The organism is Flagellimonas eckloniae (assembly GCF_001413955.1).
Classification (GTDB): domain Bacteria; phylum Bacteroidota; class Bacteroidia; order Flavobacteriales; family Flavobacteriaceae; genus Flagellimonas; species Flagellimonas eckloniae.
The window spans coordinates 640,350-658,884 of the sequence record NZ_LCTZ01000002.1; the positions used below are offsets into that span (position 1 = coordinate 640,350).

Genomic DNA, 18,535 nt, shown 5'->3' on the forward strand with positions numbered 1-18,535 from the left:
GTAAAAACCTGGAACCAAAACCAGCCCCAGGTCCAAAACTAATAAACACTACTCTTATTTTCAATCTGTAATCGTAAGGGTTCCAGTCATAGGTCCATGAAACTCACAAACATAAAATAAGGTGTCTGGAGCATCATTTGGCACAGTAAACGAAATGGTACCTGAGGATGAGCCATTATTGGTAACGCCATCATTGTAGGTGTCACCCGTACCTGTGCTTTGCACTGATTTAATCAGGAACGGATGCCCTGGAGAATCCACTACAAATTCATATGTTTCACCTCTTTTTAAAGTAATATTTGGGTTAACAGCATCTGTTAAACCTTCACCAGTAAAAAGATAGGCCGATGCAGCTTGATTTGTTACATTGTAGGTTGTCTTGTCCGTTTCTGCTTCAGGAGCTTCTTCTGTATCTGTGTTGAGTATGGGCCATATACCGGCAGCAGGAAATCCAACGCCAAAGTTGTCACCTCGTTGTGCATCTTGTCCAAAATAGTACAAGGGCCATCCTTTGTAGGTCACTTGTTGTCTTCCAAAAACATCAATGGAGCCAAAATCGGCTTCATCTAGGGTGCTTGGGATATTGTCCAAAGTCTCTTCAAAAATGGGCCAAACAGGGTCGTTGGAAAAGTCTTCCGCAGTAAAATTGTTTTTGCTATTAGTGTCGTTGATAAAACTATATAAGGTATTGCCTTCAGCATCAGTTATATAGAAGGTCTGCTCGTCTCCGGGCTCGTAATTCCCGGTTAGATTGGTCTCAGTACCACCAGAATCCCTTCCCACCAATTGGGCTCTTGTTATCATAATGGAGTAATCGGGTTTTGCAACAAACCATACACCACCGGAACCGTCACCATTCGCATCTCCGGCATTTGCATCATTTCCAAATAAGTACAACGGCCATCCTTTGTAGGTAGTTTGTATTGCGCCATCACCTCTTGTAATAGAACCAAAATCCCCTTCATCCAAGCCATTGTCCAAGGTAAGTTCGCTAGCATTAAATACTGGCCAGGCATCGATACATCCACCTGAACAATTGGATTCCCCATTGCTATCCGGGGCAAAGAAATAAAGGGTAAAACCTTCAGAATTGGTCAGGATATTGCCAAAGGTGGCGTCACTGGAAAGTCTTACAGCGTTTTCTTCCGGAGCGGGATTGTCATCTCCCGGGTCATCACCATAACTGTCATCACTTGTGCAGCCAACTAAAAGTAAAAGGGCATATATTGATAAAAAGAACTTTTTCATTTTTTTTGATATTTAAATAGTTAATTAATTCTTGTTCGGTAATTTATTACCAGTTGTTTTTCATTTATTGAACAGTCAATTCCAAAAAGGACTTGACTACCATCAAACCGTAGTGCGGTTATACAGATATGTATTTTTTTGTTTCATTCTAGTACAAGTGCAATACGGAGGATGGTGATTTCTACCATTAATGCGGTCACCTACCTGGGGATATCCTAAATCTGTCAATACATTCAATGCGGTTGAAAGCTCATTGGCCCTCACGAAATTAAAGACGACCAAAGATTCTGTAGGGAAGAGATGGACGTTGCTTATATCTTCTATTTTTAGGAGCTCCTTCCTAATCTGATGGGAGCATGATGCACAGAACGAATTCTGCACTGGAATTTTTGCTAAACCTGTTTTCATATCGTTGTTTTTAAAAGACTCTTGAAAGATTAAAACCAAAGAAGAAATCACCACTTCCCCAGTCACCCGTTGTTTGACCCAGAAAACCATTGGTGTTCATAGGTTGGGCGTTGGTAAAGTGCAATTGAAAAACGTGTCCTCCTGTTTCCAAATCAAAACCAACGGAAAATGGATTTTTGAAGGGGGAATTCTCAGCTCTATTTAAATGAATTCCGTAGTCAAGATTTAAAGACCATCTTTTGGAAAGTTTATGCCTCCCCCCAATACCGATTGCCATTTGGGAATTATCCTGCTCATCTATGGCCACAAAGTTTTCATGGAAGAAGGTGGGGATAAGCTCCAATGAAAAGTTTTCGTTGAACTTTCTTGAAACCAGTAATTGAAAAGTATACCCCAGTCTATCAACAAATTCAAGGAGGGGGAGATTAACTTCATCCAATTGGGTGTTTATCAAAAATGTGTTGAAACTGACAATGGAAAATGGTGAACCTTGATCTCTTTGACTGAGTAGTCGCAACTTTAAAGAGGATTCATATATCTTTTGAAACGAACTGCGCGATACTCCAACATTGATGCCATCCGATATACCGTAGATAAAATTCAGTCGGGTAACGGCCTGATCTAGTCCAAAAAAGTCTTCAAACCCGGTTTTTACAGATCCAAATCTATGGGATACCACAAAATAAAGCTCGCCCTGTGAGACCATTTTTGTGGATTCAAAATTGACAATCTTTAAACCCTTGAATGCGGATTTAACGGGATCGTTAAGACTCATGGTATCGATTTCAGCAAGAAGGTCATTTTCCTGCGATAGCACCATAAACGGAATTAATAAGATAGCGATTAATAAAGATTTCATGTATTAAAGGTTAAAGTCGTTAATATTATTGTCGAGTAGCATGGCCTGATCCATTTTTACAACTTCCAGCAGGTCATCATATCCCACACATCTGCCCTTAACAGAAACTACACTACCTATTTGAACAGTGGAATCTGGATTATTTACCAAGTTTACTTGGACTTTGTAGTCCAACTCTAGGGTATTTCCCTCATAGGCAGTTACACTACCGTTTACCTGTGCAACCTCATCTATATAGGAAACAGCCGTTCTATGCTCCCCATTTTTAAAGGGATGTTGAAGTTCGTTGGCGTTAAGGACGAAACTGGCTTTCTCATCAAGGATGTTTCTTGGACCAGCCCCAAAAATTAGATAATAGCCCAGCCCTGCAAAGGCTGTTAGGCAAATGGCTCCTATGGAAATTATTTTTTTCCAGTTCATTTTTTAGAGAAATTAAATTCAACATTAATGGTTACCTCTTTGGCAATCTTGTTTTCAACTATTTTGGGAATTTTAATGTCAAAGTCAGATGGGGCCGCAATAAACGACCCCTTCATGACCACAGAACCGTCCAGCTTTCTAAACATCAATGCGGGGGTTATCAGCTTTTCTTTTCCATGCAATATTAATTTCCCATCCACTGAGATGTTTGTCCAATTGTCGGTCAGACTTTCAAAATCAAATCCATTCAATTTGCCTTTAAAGGAGGCTTTTGGATATTTTTCGGATTCTATATAATTTTCATTGAAATGTTCCTCCATCAATGAATTTTTAAAGCGGAATCCTTTTACCAAGGCCAAGACGGCAATTTCTCCAGTGGCAACATCCAAGATTCCAGTTACAGATTCATGGGTAGCCTTGACTTCTTCAAACAATTTTTCTGAAGCTTCAAACTGAATTTCGCCATTGCGTTCCACGTATCTATTTTGTGCAAAAACGTTTTGCGAGCCTAGGCTTCCTAAAAAAGTGGCCAAGATGATGGCACTCTTGAGTATACTTTTCATAGTTATTCTTTTAAAATTTTATTCTGGAGTACCGGCATTAATCCAAGCCTGTATTAAATCTATGTTGGCCTGGGGTAGTTTACCGCTTGGCGGCATCGTACCATTATTAGTTCTATTAAATATCCCACTGGCCCTGCTCTGTACTGCGCTAAAGGTGGTCAATGCCATTGGAGCACCATTTTGTGGTGGATTGGAATGACAACCCAGGCAATTACTGGATAGAAGTGGGGCTATGTCTGCAGTGTAGGTTACTTCAGTTGTGTTATCCCCATCATCGCCATCTCCGGTTTCATCGGGTGGGGTTAAATCTTCTGTACTTTCTGATGAGCAAGCTGCAATCAGCATGATAAGAATGAAGGACATAAGTTTAAATGCATGTTTCATTGGTGTTCTTTTTAGGTTAATACTTAAAATTGTTTCGAGTTCAAAGCAATTGAAAACCAAGCAGTTCTACCTATATATTCTGTGTGAAAGGGAAAAATTGGCTTTGATTGGGAAAAAACAGGGTTGAACGGATTCGTTAAAATGTGAATTGGATTGGAATTTCACTTTTTGTTTTTCCAATTTTTCAAATTAGTATCTTAGGGCGCAAAAGAACTGCTATATAAAATGCGCAAAGACAGGCTTTATCTCTACACCTTTCTTTCACTCACCATCATTTTTATTTTGATGGGAAGTATTGCCATCCACTATTTTGTAAAAGTGAGTGCCAATCAAATATTGGATACCCAATTGGAATTTGGAAAAAGGGAAGCAAAGGAACTCGGAACCTTTATAAGTTATCAACTAGAAAATGGAATTGACAAGGAACAACTCATAGACAATATTCAAAACAGCTTGGAAAGCTCTGATCTGGAAACAGGTTTTGTGAGTATTTTTGATTGGTCCGGTAATCAGGTTTGTCACCCAGATATTAAGCAAGTTGGGCAAAAGGTGAGTCCCAATCAGTCTTTTGTTTCTTCTGTTACCGATGATTTAAGCTCCGATGATTTTTATAGCTTGCTCCAAACCCGCAAAGAGGTAGGCGGTGTGCGGAATTTTGAAGGTTCGGAAAAGGAATCTGAGGTGATTTATCTATTCCCAATTAAGAACTCCGACTGGATTTTGGCTGCGCACGCCAATACGGATAAAATTTCCCAGCGGATAAACAAGCTCCGAAATAATTTCTACACCATACTGTTGATTATGGGTTTTGTGGTTGTGTTGTCTTTCGTAATTGTGGTACGCTTGATTGGGAGCAGTTATGAGAAGCGACTGGAACTCAAAAACAGAAAACTGGAAGATGAAGTAATCAATCTATCCAAGCTTAACCGGGCCGTGGGCGACTATCAGCAAAAGGTGAGCGATAAACAGGTTGAAGGACCCACAAGGGAGAGTTCATCCAAAAAAAGGATATTGACCTACGTAAGAAACGAGCTGCTACCTGTTCCTACAGAGGAAATTGCCCATATTTATACCGAAAACTCCATCACCTATGTGGTTTCCATTGAGGGGAGGAGGTCTGTTTCCAATTTAAGTCTGGACGAATTGTTCTCCAATTTGGACAGCAGTTATTTCTTTAGGGCCAACAGACAGGCTATAATTGCCATTTCCGCAATTGACAAAATTGTAAAATACGGTAACAACCAATTAAAAATATTGGTCAATCCAAATTCTGAAATTGATATTATTATAAGCAAGAACAAGGCTGCGGAGTTTAAACAGTGGTTGAATTTGTAAAAGGAGGTGAAGCAAATAATCCTTGATAATCATTTTATGATTAGGAGGATTCCCCCGGGGAAAGAGGAACTATCTAAAATTCTGTTTATAGGTCTAAAAGGTTTTTGGAATTTTAACCGCACCCGATAACTCTGTTTCACTATTTTTTTTTTGAGTTTTAAGATTGATATTTGGTCTATAAGAGACTGTTAAAGTAGTCATAATGAAAACGTACCTTTTGTCAATATAATTTTGTTTAATTATATTTATATAAGTTTAAACAAAAAGATGTTATGGATATTTTGCAAGAGGCAGCAGCATTCGAAAAAGCAAAAATGAGTCATATGTCCACTAGCGATAGAGTGGTAGCTTCAAGAGAAGCAAAACGACTAGTTTTAGCTATTAACGAGATTTATAAGAAGACTAAAGATACAAGCTTGATGGATGTGATGAAGCGTATAACTGCGAAGAAAAAAAGAATTGATATTCGTTTGAAAGGAAGGCCTAACCTCGGAATATAGCAGTCCTGTGCAACAGGAATCGTATTTGGGAGAAACGGTTCTAGAAATATTATCTTTTTAAAGCATTACTTATGAGAATAGTTGAAAAAGCAAAATTGGCACCAAGCGCTTCCAAGGATGTAAAAATCAATTCGCTTTATGATATCAACATTAATACTTTGGGTGGCATCCCTATCCGTCTTTCCCAATATAAAGGAAAGCACATTCTTTTTGTCAATGTAGCCTCTGAATGTGGTTTTACCAAACAATACAAAGAGCTACAAGCTTTGAGTGATAGGTACAAGGAAGAACTTGTTGTTATTGGTTTGCCGTGCAACCAGTTTGGTAAGCAAGAACCTGGTGATGCCTCGCAAATTCAAGAATTTTGTGAGCTGAATTTTGGTGTTACATTTTTGCTTACTGAAAAAATACATGTAAAAGGAAGTAAACAGCACCCTTTGTACAAGTGGCTCACTTCTAAAGACCTCAATAGCAAAAAGAGTTCTAGTGTAAAATGGAATTTTCAAAAGTATTTAGTTGATGAAAAAGGCAATCTTATTGATTATTACTTTTCAATCACCAAACCAATGAGTCCAAAAATAACGAGGCACCTTTAATGTCTTTCCAAATCATACATCTTTTACTGGATTTTGGGCTAATGGTACTGATTTGGATCATACAGCGAATAGTATATCCGAGCTTCATTCATTATGGAACTGAAAACCTGGTCGGTTGGCATAAAGAATATATCCGCAAATTAAACCCCATAGTAATACCCCTAATGTTTGGGCAACTTGGTATTTATATCTATCAGGTAGTTATATCTGTTACTGCATATACTATTATAAGTTTGGGTATTGTTTTAGTTATTTGGATATCTACCTTCTTTCAGTTTGTTCCTATTCATTCCAATATTTCAAAAGGAAAAGTGAGCGAGAAAATGCTCAGGTCATTGGTTAAGAAAAACTGGATTAGAACGTTGCTATGGACCACTCTATTTCTATATAGCATGGTTAACCATTCCATTGCTTAATTAGCATCAGTATACGTTGTATTAAAAAAGTCTATTGGTAAAATGTATACTAAAGTCTCTAGGCTTTAATTGATTCCAATATTTATAAAGCTTGTATTAAATATTATTGTTGATTTTCTAAGGAAAATAAGTATTGCTCTCCAGCTTCAAGATGTTTTTGTTGCTTCTCAGCTGGCATTTTATCAAACATTTTTACAAGCATCCCCAGTCTAGGGTTTGATAAAAAGAAATCACGGTGGGTATGCATAAATCGCCAAAAGAGCCCATCCCAGGTAGCTTGCCATTCGCCTTTTTTATAATTGCTCATTTTCATTAAATAATTACTACCACTTATATAGGGTTTGGTCGCCATTAGCCCGCCATCTGCAAATTGGCTCATACCATAGATATTGGTTACCATCACCCAGTCATATGCATCAATAAAAAGTTCCATGAACCATCTATATACTTCATCTGGGTCAAACTCGCATAACATCATAAAATTACCCAATACCATTAAGCGTTCTATATGATGGCAATAACCGGTTTGCATCACTTTTTTAATGGTTTGGTCTATAGGTAGAATGCCCGTAGTGCCATCATAAAAAGAAACAGGTATTTTCTTTTTAAATTTCCAAAAATTGGTTGTACGTTCTTCACTCCCCCTAGATTCATAAACACCTCGTATAAACTCTCGCCAACCTATGATTTGGCGTATAAAACCTTCGGTAGAATTGATGGGAACATTGTTTTCTTCTGCATAGAGCAGACAAGCATCTATGATCTCTTTGGGAGTAATCAAACCTACATTCAGCATTGGTGTCAATACACTGTGATTTAGTATTGAATTTTCTGCAACAATCGCATCTTCATATACCCCGAATTCCATAAAACGTCGCTCAAAAAATTGATTGAGCCAAGACCTTGTAGCCTTAAAGTTTGTTGGATATAATTGATACTCCGTAAGGTGTCCTAAATTGTTTGGGAAATGTTTAGCAACGTAGGCTTTGGCTTCTTCATAATATACATCTACATCCGGGAATTGAATAGCTGGAGGTGTTTTAGTGGCCGGATATTTTTTCCTGTTTTCAGTATCAAAAGTCCACTTTCCACCCGTAGGCTTTCCATCTGGTTCTATGAGAATGTTTTGTCTTTTACGTTGTTCCGTGTAAAATGTGGTTTGATGGTACTTCTTTTTATTGTTTCTGAAGAAATCACCCAGTTCATCCTTCGTATTTAAAAATAAAGGTGAATCATTGCAGATAGCTGTTATGTTGTTTTCGCGAAAACCTTTATCCAATCTTTTTTGAAGCCAATTATCCGTTGGGTCTATATAATTGATATGCTCAACACCTTGGCGTTTCAGTTCAGGAATCAGCAATCTGATATCTGAAATATCCTTTGTGGCATCAATATAGTGTACATCGAGATTTTTATCCTTGGAAAGGAAATCTGCATAGTGTTTCATTGTTGCTCTGTGAAAAGCTATTTTTTGCTTATGAAAAGGGTATTGCTTGAAGAACAGATATTCTTCGACGATGTAAAATGGTGCAACTACTTTAAAAAGTGGTGATTTTTCAAATAGTTGATGCGGAAATATGATATTAATCTGTTTCATTTATTCTTTCTACAGCGTTCACTACAATATTTTACCTCTTCCCAACTTTTCTCCCATTTTTTGCGCCATGTAAACGCACGCTCGCAAACAATACATATTTTTTGGGGAAGGTGTTGTTTTTTCATTCTCTGGAAATTATGTGGCATTGGATTTCAATAGGGAAGTTGTTTTTTACATTTTTTCCAATAGGCAAAGAAAGAGGGATAATAACCTTGCACATCAAACATCCATTCCCTGGGTTCTTCAACACCTTCATAGCTTTTGTTCAGAGGATGCTCCTTGTAATAGATATCTCTTAGGTTATATGCCATCATAAGCTCATTAAATTCTCCTACATAGATTTGAATACCGTTTATATTTTCTTTAGAAATGTTTAGTATAAAATCGATTGTATTTTGGGATATAGGATAGTGCGCAAAATGGGAAGGTTCTAACAATAGAATTCTATTTGCAGCAATATCCCTTTTCCAAAGAGGGTCTAAATTGTAAAAATTATAAATGCAAGTAGGAAGGGCTTCATCAATATTAATCGTTTTTTGCTTTGGTAAGGTCGTTTTCAATGCTAGTGTACGTGTATCTTCCAGAATTTTAGGAATTGGCATAGAAGCAAAAGCTTCATAGGGCACATCTAAAAAGGTGTTTTTTTGGTCTGTAAAACAGTACTTATTAATGTTTTCTTGATTGGCAACATATTTTTTGTTCGAATTTGCTCCAGCGACCCATTGCCAACTTAGCGCATTACTTGCCCAGTCTGCATCCAATAAATGGTAGTACATCCATTGTGCAGGCACTTTCCAATGACTTTGTCCTAAATTACAAGTCAATGCTGCAATATACATCCGTATGTGATTATGGAGATAGCCTGTTTCGTAAAATTCTTTAATGGCTTTGTCTATAGCTCTAATACCAGTATCGCCATCTACAATTGCTTTTGGAATAGCTGTATTGGAAACAGGATTTTGTTTGTGTTTTATGTCTTTGTTGATGGCTTCGCCTTTTGCTATCCATACCTGCTGCCAGTAATCGCGCCAAGCCAACTCTTGTATAAATTTTTCAATTTGGGCAGGTTTATGGCCTTGGTTTAAAATCTCTGAAAGAATGAACTTAGTTGAAATAATGCCTCTTGAAATATAAGGCGAAAGATAGGTGACCGAGCCATTTACGTAGTTTCGTGTTGAACCATACTTAACAGGATTTACATTTCTAACGCGTTGAAGGATTTCGGTATAAGAAAGAGGAAATATGGAACCTGGATTTTCAAATAACCCCATTTAGCGTTTACTTATTCTATTTCCTGAGATTGCCTTTTGTCGCGAGCATTTAAAACGGGTAATATTTGGATTGCGTTTTTTTAGGTGTTTTTGGCTGACACCACTATTTACACGTTTTCGCCATCGTTTAAAACTGGAAGATTTAAGATTTCCACGCATTATCTTAATAACATCTTTTTCTGGTACGCTAAACTGAAACAAAATAGCTTCAAAAGGAGTACGATCTTCCCAAGCCATTTCTATAATACGGTCCAATTCTCTTTCGGTAAACTGTTTTGTTTCTACCATCTCATTCCATTATTTTTTCCCAGATTTGGTCTGCATTCAAATAAAAACTGCCCATAGCGTTGAAGCGGCATTGTTCTGGCGCTATGATGGAGAGAAAAGTTTCATCATTCTCTTTTTTATAGAGATGATATATTTGGCCTATAATGGGTTCAAAATTAAATTTTGCATTAAAAATGAGTTTGTTCAACTCAAACTCAAGTAACATTTTATCATATTCCGCTTTTAATTCTAAATATCGGGCTTCAATCTTATGGTTTACTTTGTTGATGCTTCTATTTTTCCATGCAATAGTATCTGTAGCAGTTATTACAGGGGCTCCAACAGAAGTAGCATACGGCTTGATAGCTGCATCATATTTCTGGGTTTCTGAATCGAAAACTATGTTGTCTGGTTTTTTTACTTCTTTCATTTTTATTAAACAGCATTAACTAAGTTTTTCAAGCTGTTTCATCACTTCTTCAGCCTCAAACGTTTTTTCGTCACTCAATTTTCTGTTGGTAGTAGATAATGTGTGAGCTTCCTTCAATAACTTTTTGTACTGCTCTTGCAATTTTTCTTTTTCTGATTTCTTTTTAAATAATCCGAACATTACTTTTTTTTGATTCGAAAATTCTAGAGATGAGCTTCCGTTTTTTGTAAAAATACAAAATGTTTAACTATTTAGTATTTATATTAAACAAAATGATGTGATTTTTAGTAAATACTTAAATGATTGAAGCTTAGAATTGGTATTTAGCATTGAAAAGAAGGATGGATTTTTAATTGTCCCTGAACTTTACTAAAGCTAATCAAATGACCCTTATCTGACTTTTGCAGCATTCAGCAGGATAAGTCCAAATAAAAAAGATAATCCAATTAAACCATCAGCATAAATTTTAGTCATACTATAAATGTTAATTTTTCTCTAAAAATTATGATTGACAAAAAACTCTTTTTCTTGTGTTTTCTTTTCCTTTTTTTAAACTGTAGCAGTGATTCGGAAGTAGCGGTTGATGACGAGGAAACTAGTATTGAAGAAACAAATGATGACGATGATGAAACACCAGAATTAAAGTATCAAGCTGAAGGGTATGTTAAAATAGAGAATGGCTCAGGTGGGCTTGTTGCTGATTTAGACTCAGGAGATAGGTTCGCTAGAGACCATGATGCTATAGGTGATGTTAATGGTGATGGGGTCATAGATTTTGTTATTGGTGCAAGATCGGATGATGATGGTGGAATTGATGCAGGAGCCGTTTATATCTTGTTTATGAATACTGACGGTTCCGTTTTGTCCAATCAAAAAATATCAACCTTGGAAGGTGGATTTGATGAAACTTTAAATGCTGGAAATTTCTTTGGTTATGGAGTGGCCGGTATTGGTGACTATGATGGTGACGGTATTCCAGATATTGCAGTATCATCTCCTGTCCCCCCGAATAACTCCTTATATATTATTCATCTCAACGAAGATGGAACCGTAAAAGATTTTGTCAAAAATGAAAATATAATAGCTCAAGGGTTAACAGCTATTGGAGATATCAATAACGATAATAGAATAGATTTAGTTGCTTGCAACCCAGGATCAAATGATGGTGGAACAGATCGCGGTGCTATAGATATCTTGTTTTTAAATGAAGCATCACAAGTTATGTATGCCAATACCGTAACCATTAGTTCTACACAAGGTGGTTTTGGCACAGGATTGGAGGATGGAGACCAATTTGGAGGAAGGGAAGCTGCTATGCTTGGAGATTTGGATAATGATGGAACTATAGAGATGGCTGTGGGTGCATTTTTGTCTGATGGTGGTAAAGGTGCCATATGGATACTTTCATTGGATGCAACAACTTATAATGTTGATTCCAAAATTAAAATTACTGATGGTTTAAACGGTTTTACAGAAACACTCGATTTGGAAGAGAACCCTAATGGTACTTTTGGTGCACAGTTTGGCCATGCCATGTGCGCTGCTGGAGACATTGATGGAGACGGAATTACGGATTTGGTTACGGGAGCAAATCAACAAAATGAAGGTAACGGATATGTATTGTATTTAAATGCCGATAAAACCGTAAAATCGTATGATAAAATTAGTGCAACAGAAGGTGACTTTGATTTGGTTCTTGATGCTGGAGATCGTTTTGCACGCTCTATTTCCTATGTAGGTGATTTAAAAGGTGATGGTTCCATTGCAATAAACTTTGGTGGGGGAGTAGGGACGGGAAGCACAGGTTCTTTGTACACACTTTTTTTTAGACCCTTGTAGTTCAAAATTAATGGTTGGCAGCAAAGATTTTTTAATCCTTCAAAATAAGAAAATGAAAAACTTATGTATTCTTTTTACTACATTATTAATCTTTAGCTGTAACAATGACAAAAACGAGGATATAGAAGAACCTGAGACTACAGGGAATGAATTGAATTCCCCTAGTGTTCAAACACCAGAACCGGTTATTTATCTTGCAGATAATCTTGATGAGCAGGATAACTTGGGATGGTGCATAGACACCCAAGGAAATGGATTCAGTGATATAGTACATGCGCATTCCTGCAAACCAACAGGCGGTGATGTGCAATTTTATTATAACGAAGAAACGCATCAAATTTTTTCAGCTGAGTATGATGGTTTTTGTATAGAAATGACTGGGGGTCCTATACAGGGTATGACTTTGAACCTCGTTCAAAGTGATGCTAATTCATCAAATCAGAAATTTAATTACAATAGTGAAAGCGGTGAATTTATACCCGAAGGAGATGATACCCTTTGCCTTACTGTTGGCGCTACTAGTGCTAGTGCAGGTCCTTATATGTCTCGTACACTTTCGTTGGAACCAATTGCCACCACGGACGTACGTTTAAAAAAATGGGTAATTAAGGGTACAGCTCCAAATCCCGATTAGAAAACAAATTACTATCTAAAAAAATTAAGGCTAGTATTGTTTGTTTTTTCGTTACAATTTATGAATGAGGCCGTTAGGTCGGTCTGCCTAGTATAGTTTTTCATCCAATCGTTCATCATTAATTTCCGTAGGATTAAGATGATCCAGACAAAGAAAATCAATAATTAGTAGTAATGGTTATCCTTTTAAATTCTCTTAAAAACAAAAAACCCTTGCAAATCATTGACTTACAAGGGATGAGCGGAGAAAGAGGGATTCGAACCCCCGGAGGTGTGACCCTCAACAGTTTTCAAGACTGCCGCATTCGACCACTCTGCCATTTCTCCTAATGCGGGTGCAAATATACTAACCTTTTTTATTTCTTTAAAAGCTCCAACACTTTATTTTTTTAATGGAAAAGATTCCAATATTACCCATTACTTTTACGCCCATGAACGAGTGGTATCATTATGCACTTTTAATAGTTGTTGGTTTTGCTGTCGGTTTTATAAACACCATTGCAGGAGGAGGATCGTTACTTTCATTACCAACCCTAATATTTTTAGGGCTGCCCCCAAGTGTGGCCAATGGTACCAATAGGGTTGCTATTGTAATCCAGACCGCTATGGCCACTGCCGGTTTCAAGAGCAAGGGAATATCTACATATCCTTTTAATGTGTATTTGGGAATTTCGGCTTTTTTGGGGTCAATAATTGGAGCAAGAATTGCAGTTGATATCAAAGGTGAAACATTTAATCAGATTTTGGCTATCGTGATGTTAGCTGTGGTACTGATAATTATTTTTAAGCCTAAAATGAAATTGATTGAAATGCAGGAACGGCTAACAGGTAAATACTTGTGGCTTAGTATCATTGTATTCTTCTTTTTTGGGATTTATGGAGGTTTCATAAATGCAGGATTAGGTTTTTTAATGATTTTGTTCATGCATTTTGTAAATCGAATGAACCTAGTCAGGGTAAACGCCACAAAAGTGGTGGTGGTCTTGATTTACATGCTATCGGCCCTAGCCGTTTTTGCTTTTAATGACAAGGTAAATTGGAAACTTGGCTTTATTTTAGCCATTGGCAATGGAACGGGAGCATGGGTTGCTAGTCGATTTTCCGTAAAAAAAGGAGACGGGTTTATAAAAACCTTTTTAGTGGTAATGGTTGTTATCATGGCCATCAAATTATGGTTTTTTACGTAGCGCATCAGCATACTTTAAAACCATAAAACAAAATATTTGTTAACCGAAATAATCTAAAACAAGAATGCCGGGATTTGAACTTTTTGGAGATAAAGAACGCACTCAGGTACAGGACGTGCTTGATTCTGGAGTTTTGATGCGATATGGGTTTGATGGAATGCGCAATGGGCATTGGAAAGCGAAAGAACTAGAAGCAGCACTTTCAAATCGAATGCAGGTGAAGTATACACATTTGGTCAGTAGTGGAACGGCTGCGCTGACCATAGCTTTAGCCAGTGCTGGAGTGGGTGCTGGAGATGAGGTGATCATGCCTACGTTTACTTTCGTTGCAAGTTTTGAATCCATATTGGCCTTAGGTGCCATCCCCATTTTAGTTGATGTGGATGATACCCTTACCCTAGATCCAGCAGCAGTGGAAAAAGCAGTAACCAAGAAAACGAAAGTGATCATGCCTGTACACATGTGTGGTTCCATGGCTGACTTGGCAACATTAAAATCAATCTGTGAAAAACATAGTCTATTATTGTTGGAAGATGCTTGCCAGGCAATAGGAGGGAGCTATCAGGGAAAACCCTTGGGCAGCATTGGTCATTTAGGCTGTTTTTCTTTTGATTATGTAAAAACGATAACCTGTGGAGAAGGTGGAGCATTGATAACCAATAGTGATGTCTATTACGAAAATGCCCAAAAATATTCTGATCATGGACATGACCACATCGGCAATGACAGGGGAGCTGAGCAACATCCCTTTTTAGGTTATAATTTTAGAATTTCCGAGTTACATGCAGCGGTAGGCTTGGCTCAGGTTTCACGGTTGGATAAATTTTTGAAACTCCAAGAACGGAACTATACTATTGTAAGAGAAGCGTTATCCTCCATTCCTGAAGTAACTTTTAGGCGTGTACCTGAAGGAGGCGTAGAAAACTATTCATTTTTAAGCTTTTATCTACCCACTAAGGAAATCACTCAAAAAGTGCATAAATCCTTGGGTACTAATGGAATTGATGCCTGTTTTTATTGGTATGATAATAATTGGCATTACTATCGAAAATGGGAGCATCTGACCAATTTGGAATCTTTGGGAAAACTGCCCAATGAAGTCAAAAATAATTTACCGGATTACTCAAGTGCAGATTTTTCAGCTTCTGACCAATGGATAGGACGAACCATTTCATGTTTGATTAAACTAAGTTGGACAGCCGAAGAAGTTCAACAGCGTGCCAAAAAAATGGTTGAAATTATTAAACAAGTAGTTTAATAATTCACATATTCTACAATTTCCAAACCATAGCCCACCATACCCACACGACGGGTTTTCCCGGAATTGGTAAGCAATCTAATTTTGGAAATGTTGAGATCGTGAAGAATTTGTGCTCCAATACCAAAATCCTTGTTGTCCATTTCAATTTTTGGAGCCTTGGTAATTCCTTCCGGGGACTGTAATTTTTTGAATTCGGCCAAACGACTCAGCAGATTCACATTTTGATTCCCTTGGTTAATGAATATCATGGCGCTTTTTTCCTCAGCATTGAGCGCGGTGAACATTTTATGCAATGTTTCATCAGGATTATTGGTCAAAGTACCCAGCATATCATTGTTCACCAGAGTGGAATTTATCCGCGTTAAAATGGGATCCCCACTTTTCCAGGTACCACGAACCAAAGCGATATGTACTTGGTCGTTGGTGGTTTGCTTGTAAGCACGTAAGCGAAAATCTCCAAACCTGGTTTTTATATCAAAAGCCTCCTTTCGTTCAATAAGGCTATCATGTTCCATGCGATAGGCAATCAAATCCTCAATGGAAACAATCTTTAAATCAAACTTTTCGGCTACCTTAATAAGCTCGGGTAAGCGTGCCATACTACCATCTTCATTCATGATTTCAACAATCACTCCTGCTGGTTTAAGATCTGCCAATCTGGCAAAATCAATAGCAGCTTCTGTATGCCCCGTTCTCCTTAGAACACCACCTTCCTTTGCAATCAATGGGAAAATATGTCCAGGTCTAGCCAATTCATGCGGTTTGGTATTCTTCTCTGTAAGTGCAATAACTGTTTTGGCCCGATCGGATGCCGAAATACCTGTGGTGACACCATTACCTCTAAGGTCTACGGAAACTGTAAAAGCGGTTTCTAGAGGGTCGGAGTTGTGTGTGACCATCATATGGAGCCCCAATTCTTCGCACCTACCTTCAGTAAGTGGTGCACAAATAAGACCGCGTCCATGCTTGGCCATAAAGTTTATGGTCTCGGGGGTAATCAATTCGGCAGCCGCCAAAAAATCGCCTTCATTCTCTCGGTTTTCATCATCCACGACGATTATGACCTTTCCTTGCCTGATGTCCTCAATAGCATCTTCTATTGCGTGCAATTTTATCTTCTTTTCCTTAGTCACCATTATTTTTCAGAAACTTTTTCTTTCTTTTTAAAAAAACCTTTTACTATATCTATAATATGTCCAAAACCGGTAAGCCCCCTGTCTGCGGTTGCCCTTTTGGTTAAAAAGATGCCAAGTGGGAGCATGATCAAGGTTGAAAGCCATGCGCCAAGCGCAGGGTGAATGTTTCCTTCTTTGGCATAATTCCCTGCAAAAACACCAATAAAATAGTAGGTCAAAAATAAAACAATAGCAATGACCATAGGTAGTCCAAGTCCTCCTTTTCTAATAATTGCACCTAATGGTGCTCCCACAAAGAATAGAATAATACACGAAAATGCAAGGGCATATTTTTTATGCAAGGACAAAATATGACTGTTATAGAACTTAAACCTTTTCTGCAATTCATCTTTTTTGGCAACGACCGTTGTTAAAATACTGGAAACGGAGTTTTTAGCTCTGTTAATCGTTTGTGTGTGCTGATATTCCTTAAGTTTTGATAAAAGCTGATCTATTGTCTCAATGCTATCCGTTTTGGGCTTGTTTTGCTTGACCAAATCATCCACATCATTTTGTACAACATCTTTGATAAGATTCGTATTGGATTGTTTTCGTTTAGTGGAATCTATTTTTGCAGGATTGTAAAAAGCTCCCATTCTGGTAACGATATTTTTAGAGAAAGCTTCAACTTTTTCTAAGTTGTTCTTTTTTAAAGAATCAATATCCTTGATCAAGCGCCCTACATTTTTCATCTTGTCCGTGGTAACATTACGGTCTTCATCAAAATCTTGATTGTTCAGTTCCGAAACATCAATATTAATTGTATAGGTCTCAAATTTTGATTTGGCAAATGGGTGTTTTCTTTTTTCCTTGGTTGATTTTGATATTAATTCTTCGTAGTAGTTTCCATCTTTTAATACCAATTGGATAATATCTGAATCCTCACTACTGATCAATTCACCAGCCTCGGCTTTGATTACTGTATTATTGATACTTTGTTTGGTTTTCTTGTGAATAATAACATTGTCCAAGAAACGATCTTGTTCTCCGTACTTCTTATCCACCTTGATGTTCATTCCTTCACCTGTGCCTTCAAAATCACTAAAAACACCCTCTGTGATTGCGGCTGCAGGTTTTACTTTGGCAATATTCCTTCTTAGGTTATAGGTTTTTTGTTCTGATTTTGGAATAACATTGTTTGCGAAAAAAAAGGTTACGCCTCCCAAGAAAATCACATATACAATGAGACTTCGCATGCCTCTCTGTAAAGAAATGCCAGAAGCCTTCATTGCCGCAAACTCATAATTTTCTGCAAAAGTACCAAAGGTAAGAATGGAAGAAAGCAGCACGGTAAGGGGTAACACCTTATCTACCAGACTGGGCATATAGTAAAAAAGAAACTTGCCAATAATAACGATACCAAGACCTTTTCCAGCTAAATCATCTATAAAAAGCCATATACCCTGAAAGATGAATATGACCATTAAGATGAAGAAAGAGCTGAAGAAGTTATAGAGAAATCTCGATAAAATATATCGGTCAAGAATTTTCAATACACTAGTTTCTTATGATGTAATACCCTTGGTCTTCGTATTTTTTCGCGTTAAAGGTAAACAAGGTATTTGACAAGGGCTGATCGGTTTTGAAAGAATTAACGGTAATGGTTGTTTTAGTACCATTTTTGCCCGTTTCTATTAATTTGTAGATATGTTTGGTTTGTGTATCCACGCCCAATAAAATAGATTTTATCTCTGTGTTGGTATCGATGGGAATCAACTTAATATATTGAATTTTTCTACCTTGTATATTTTGTACGATATCCCATTTGTAATTGTGTCCATCCTTGTAAAAGGTCAACATTTTTGATGGTGTAATGGTATTTTCATCATCACTTTGGTCTTCAATCGTCACTTCTTCATTATCTGGAACAATAGTGTACACTTTGGAGCCATCAAATAGCTGCTGTGACCCAAAAAGGTCAACCAAATATTTATTTCCTTCCAATGTTGCAGTTCCCCGGGTTTCACTTTTAGTATTGGCCTCGGTGTTCTCTAAAGAATATTTAAAATCAACATATATATTATTGTAATTCATCACTTTAGTATAGACCTCGTCAAGAAGTGCCTTTGCTTTGGCATCGCTTTGTCCATAAGAGAAAACCCCCACAGTAAAAAGTGCAATAAAAAGAAGTTGTTTTTTAAGCATA

General features: G+C 37.4%; 23 protein-coding genes and 1 tRNA gene. 8 read left to right on the plus strand and 16 right to left on the minus strand.

The features are described from left to right. Nucleotides 1-60: 60 nt before the first annotated feature. From AAY42_RS02805 to AAY42_RS02825, 6 genes are all read right to left on the minus strand, one after another. Nucleotides 61-1,248 (minus strand): hypothetical protein, encoded by a 1,188-nt coding sequence (locus tag AAY42_RS02805; protein ID WP_245625580.1) that lies wholly within the window; start codon nucleotides 1,246-1,248, stop codon nucleotides 61-63. A 102-nt stretch (nucleotides 1,249-1,350) separates the two neighbouring features. Next, a complete protein-coding gene (locus AAY42_RS18090; protein WP_139063626.1) occupies nucleotides 1,351-1,656 on the minus strand; it encodes a heavy-metal-associated domain-containing protein in 306 nt (101 codons plus the stop codon). A gap of 10 nt (nucleotides 1,657-1,666) precedes the next feature. After that, the gene (locus tag AAY42_RS02810) at nucleotides 1,667-2,515 is read right to left on the minus strand and encodes a DUF5777 family beta-barrel protein (protein WP_055392484.1); all 849 of its coding nucleotides are present in this window, start codon (nucleotides 2,513-2,515) and stop codon (nucleotides 1,667-1,669) included. Nucleotides 2,516-2,518: 3 nt separating this feature from the next. Then, a complete protein-coding gene (locus AAY42_RS02815; RefSeq protein ID WP_055392485.1) occupies nucleotides 2,519-2,935 on the minus strand; it encodes a hypothetical protein in 417 nt (138 codons plus the stop codon). Then, nucleotides 2,932-3,498, minus strand: a complete 567-nt coding sequence (locus AAY42_RS02820; protein ID WP_082433303.1) for a YceI family protein — start codon at nucleotides 3,496-3,498, stop codon at nucleotides 2,932-2,934. The genes AAY42_RS02815 and AAY42_RS02820 overlap by 4 nt, the downstream gene beginning before the upstream one ends. A gap of 18 nt (nucleotides 3,499-3,516) precedes the next feature. Further along, the gene (locus tag AAY42_RS02825; RefSeq protein WP_139063627.1) at nucleotides 3,517-3,882 is read right to left on the minus strand and encodes a hypothetical protein; all 366 of its coding nucleotides are present in this window, start codon (nucleotides 3,880-3,882) and stop codon (nucleotides 3,517-3,519) included. 225 nt (nucleotides 3,883-4,107) lie between these two features. Between AAY42_RS02825 and AAY42_RS02830 the strand changes: the two genes are divergently transcribed. From AAY42_RS02830 to AAY42_RS02845, 4 genes are all read left to right on the plus strand, one after another. Further along, a complete protein-coding gene (locus tag AAY42_RS02830; RefSeq protein ID WP_055392487.1) occupies nucleotides 4,108-5,217 on the plus strand; it encodes a LytR/AlgR family response regulator transcription factor in 1,110 nt (369 codons plus the stop codon). A gap of 272 nt (nucleotides 5,218-5,489) precedes the next feature. Then, nucleotides 5,490-5,717, plus strand: coding sequence for a hypothetical protein (locus AAY42_RS02835; RefSeq protein ID WP_055392488.1), 228 nt, complete (start codon nucleotides 5,490-5,492; stop codon nucleotides 5,715-5,717). 71 nt (nucleotides 5,718-5,788) lie between these two features. Beyond that, a complete protein-coding gene (locus AAY42_RS02840; RefSeq protein WP_055392489.1) occupies nucleotides 5,789-6,313 on the plus strand; it encodes a glutathione peroxidase in 525 nt (174 codons plus the stop codon). Next, complete coding sequence (locus AAY42_RS02845; protein ID WP_055392490.1) at nucleotides 6,313-6,729, plus strand: hypothetical protein; 417 nt, start codon at nucleotides 6,313-6,315, stop codon at nucleotides 6,727-6,729. Before AAY42_RS02840 ends, AAY42_RS02845 begins: the two co-directional genes overlap by 1 nt. Before the next feature lie 103 nt (nucleotides 6,730-6,832). On the opposite strand, the gene AAY42_RS02850 is transcribed toward AAY42_RS02845, so the two are convergent. Genes AAY42_RS02850 through AAY42_RS18095 form a run of 6 tightly spaced genes read right to left on the minus strand, consistent with a single transcriptional unit; the run spans nucleotide 6,833 to nucleotide 10,474 of the window. Further along, nucleotides 6,833-8,326, minus strand: coding sequence for a cryptochrome/photolyase family protein (locus AAY42_RS02850; protein ID WP_055392491.1), 1,494 nt, complete (start codon nucleotides 8,324-8,326; stop codon nucleotides 6,833-6,835). Further along, nucleotides 8,323-8,451, minus strand: coding sequence for a DUF2256 domain-containing protein (locus AAY42_RS17895; protein ID WP_082433538.1), 129 nt, complete (start codon nucleotides 8,449-8,451; stop codon nucleotides 8,323-8,325). The genes AAY42_RS02850 and AAY42_RS17895 overlap by 4 nt, the downstream gene beginning before the upstream one ends. Nucleotides 8,452-8,478: 27 nt before the next feature. After that, nucleotides 8,479-9,597: an FAD-binding domain-containing protein gene (locus tag AAY42_RS02855; protein WP_055392492.1), complete on the minus strand. Its 1,119-nt coding sequence runs from the start codon at nucleotides 9,595-9,597 to the stop codon at nucleotides 8,479-8,481. Next, the gene (locus tag AAY42_RS02860; protein ID WP_055392493.1) at nucleotides 9,598-9,885 is read right to left on the minus strand and encodes a TIGR03643 family protein; all 288 of its coding nucleotides are present in this window, start codon (nucleotides 9,883-9,885) and stop codon (nucleotides 9,598-9,600) included. Nucleotide 9,886: 1 nt separating this feature from the next. Beyond that, on the minus strand, nucleotides 9,887-10,294 hold the full coding sequence (locus AAY42_RS02865; protein WP_055392494.1) for a DUF2452 domain-containing protein: 408 nt from the start codon (nucleotides 10,292-10,294) through the stop codon (nucleotides 9,887-9,889). Nucleotides 10,295-10,309: 15 nt separating this feature from the next. Further along, nucleotides 10,310-10,474 (minus strand): Lacal_2735 family protein, encoded by a 165-nt coding sequence (locus AAY42_RS18095; RefSeq protein WP_055392495.1) that lies wholly within the window; start codon nucleotides 10,472-10,474, stop codon nucleotides 10,310-10,312. Nucleotides 10,475-10,798: 324 nt separating this feature from the next. Between AAY42_RS18095 and AAY42_RS02875 the strand changes: the two genes are divergently transcribed. Beyond that, nucleotides 10,799-12,133 (plus strand): integrin alpha, encoded by a 1,335-nt coding sequence (locus tag AAY42_RS02875; RefSeq protein ID WP_055392496.1) that lies wholly within the window; start codon nucleotides 10,799-10,801, stop codon nucleotides 12,131-12,133. 52 nt (nucleotides 12,134-12,185) lie between these two features. After that, nucleotides 12,186-12,767, plus strand: coding sequence for an RICIN domain-containing protein (locus tag AAY42_RS02880; protein WP_139063629.1), 582 nt, complete (start codon nucleotides 12,186-12,188; stop codon nucleotides 12,765-12,767). Nucleotides 12,768-13,008: 241 nt separating this feature from the next. On the opposite strand, the gene AAY42_RS02885 is transcribed toward AAY42_RS02880, so the two are convergent. After that, nucleotides 13,009-13,093, minus strand: a tRNA-Ser gene (locus AAY42_RS02885). A 104-nt stretch (nucleotides 13,094-13,197) separates the two neighbouring features. Here AAY42_RS02885 and AAY42_RS02890 point away from each other — a divergent pair. After that, entirely contained in the window at nucleotides 13,198-13,953 is a 756-nt protein-coding gene (locus tag AAY42_RS02890) for a sulfite exporter TauE/SafE family protein (RefSeq protein ID WP_055397699.1), read from the plus strand. A gap of 64 nt (nucleotides 13,954-14,017) precedes the next feature. Further along, the gene (locus AAY42_RS02895) at nucleotides 14,018-15,211 is read left to right on the plus strand and encodes a DegT/DnrJ/EryC1/StrS family aminotransferase (protein WP_055392498.1); all 1,194 of its coding nucleotides are present in this window, start codon (nucleotides 14,018-14,020) and stop codon (nucleotides 15,209-15,211) included. Here AAY42_RS02895 and ribB read toward each other — a convergent pair. The 3 genes from ribB to lolA1 form a co-directional block, all read right to left on the minus strand. Next, the gene (gene ribB / locus AAY42_RS02900) at nucleotides 15,208-16,350 is read right to left on the minus strand and encodes a 3,4-dihydroxy-2-butanone-4-phosphate synthase (RefSeq protein WP_055392499.1); all 1,143 of its coding nucleotides are present in this window, start codon (nucleotides 16,348-16,350) and stop codon (nucleotides 15,208-15,210) included. The genes AAY42_RS02895 and ribB overlap by 4 nt on opposite strands. Continuing rightward, the gene (locus AAY42_RS02905; protein ID WP_055392500.1) at nucleotides 16,350-17,813 is read right to left on the minus strand and encodes an LptF/LptG family permease; all 1,464 of its coding nucleotides are present in this window, start codon (nucleotides 17,811-17,813) and stop codon (nucleotides 16,350-16,352) included. Before AAY42_RS02905 ends, ribB begins: the two co-directional genes overlap by 1 nt. A gap of 73 nt (nucleotides 17,814-17,886) precedes the next feature. Further along, a complete protein-coding gene (lolA1, locus tag AAY42_RS02910; RefSeq protein ID WP_055397700.1) occupies nucleotides 17,887-18,534 on the minus strand; it encodes an outer membrane lipoprotein periplasmic chaperone LolA1 in 648 nt (215 codons plus the stop codon). Between the last annotated feature and the right edge of the window lies 1 nt (nucleotide 18,535).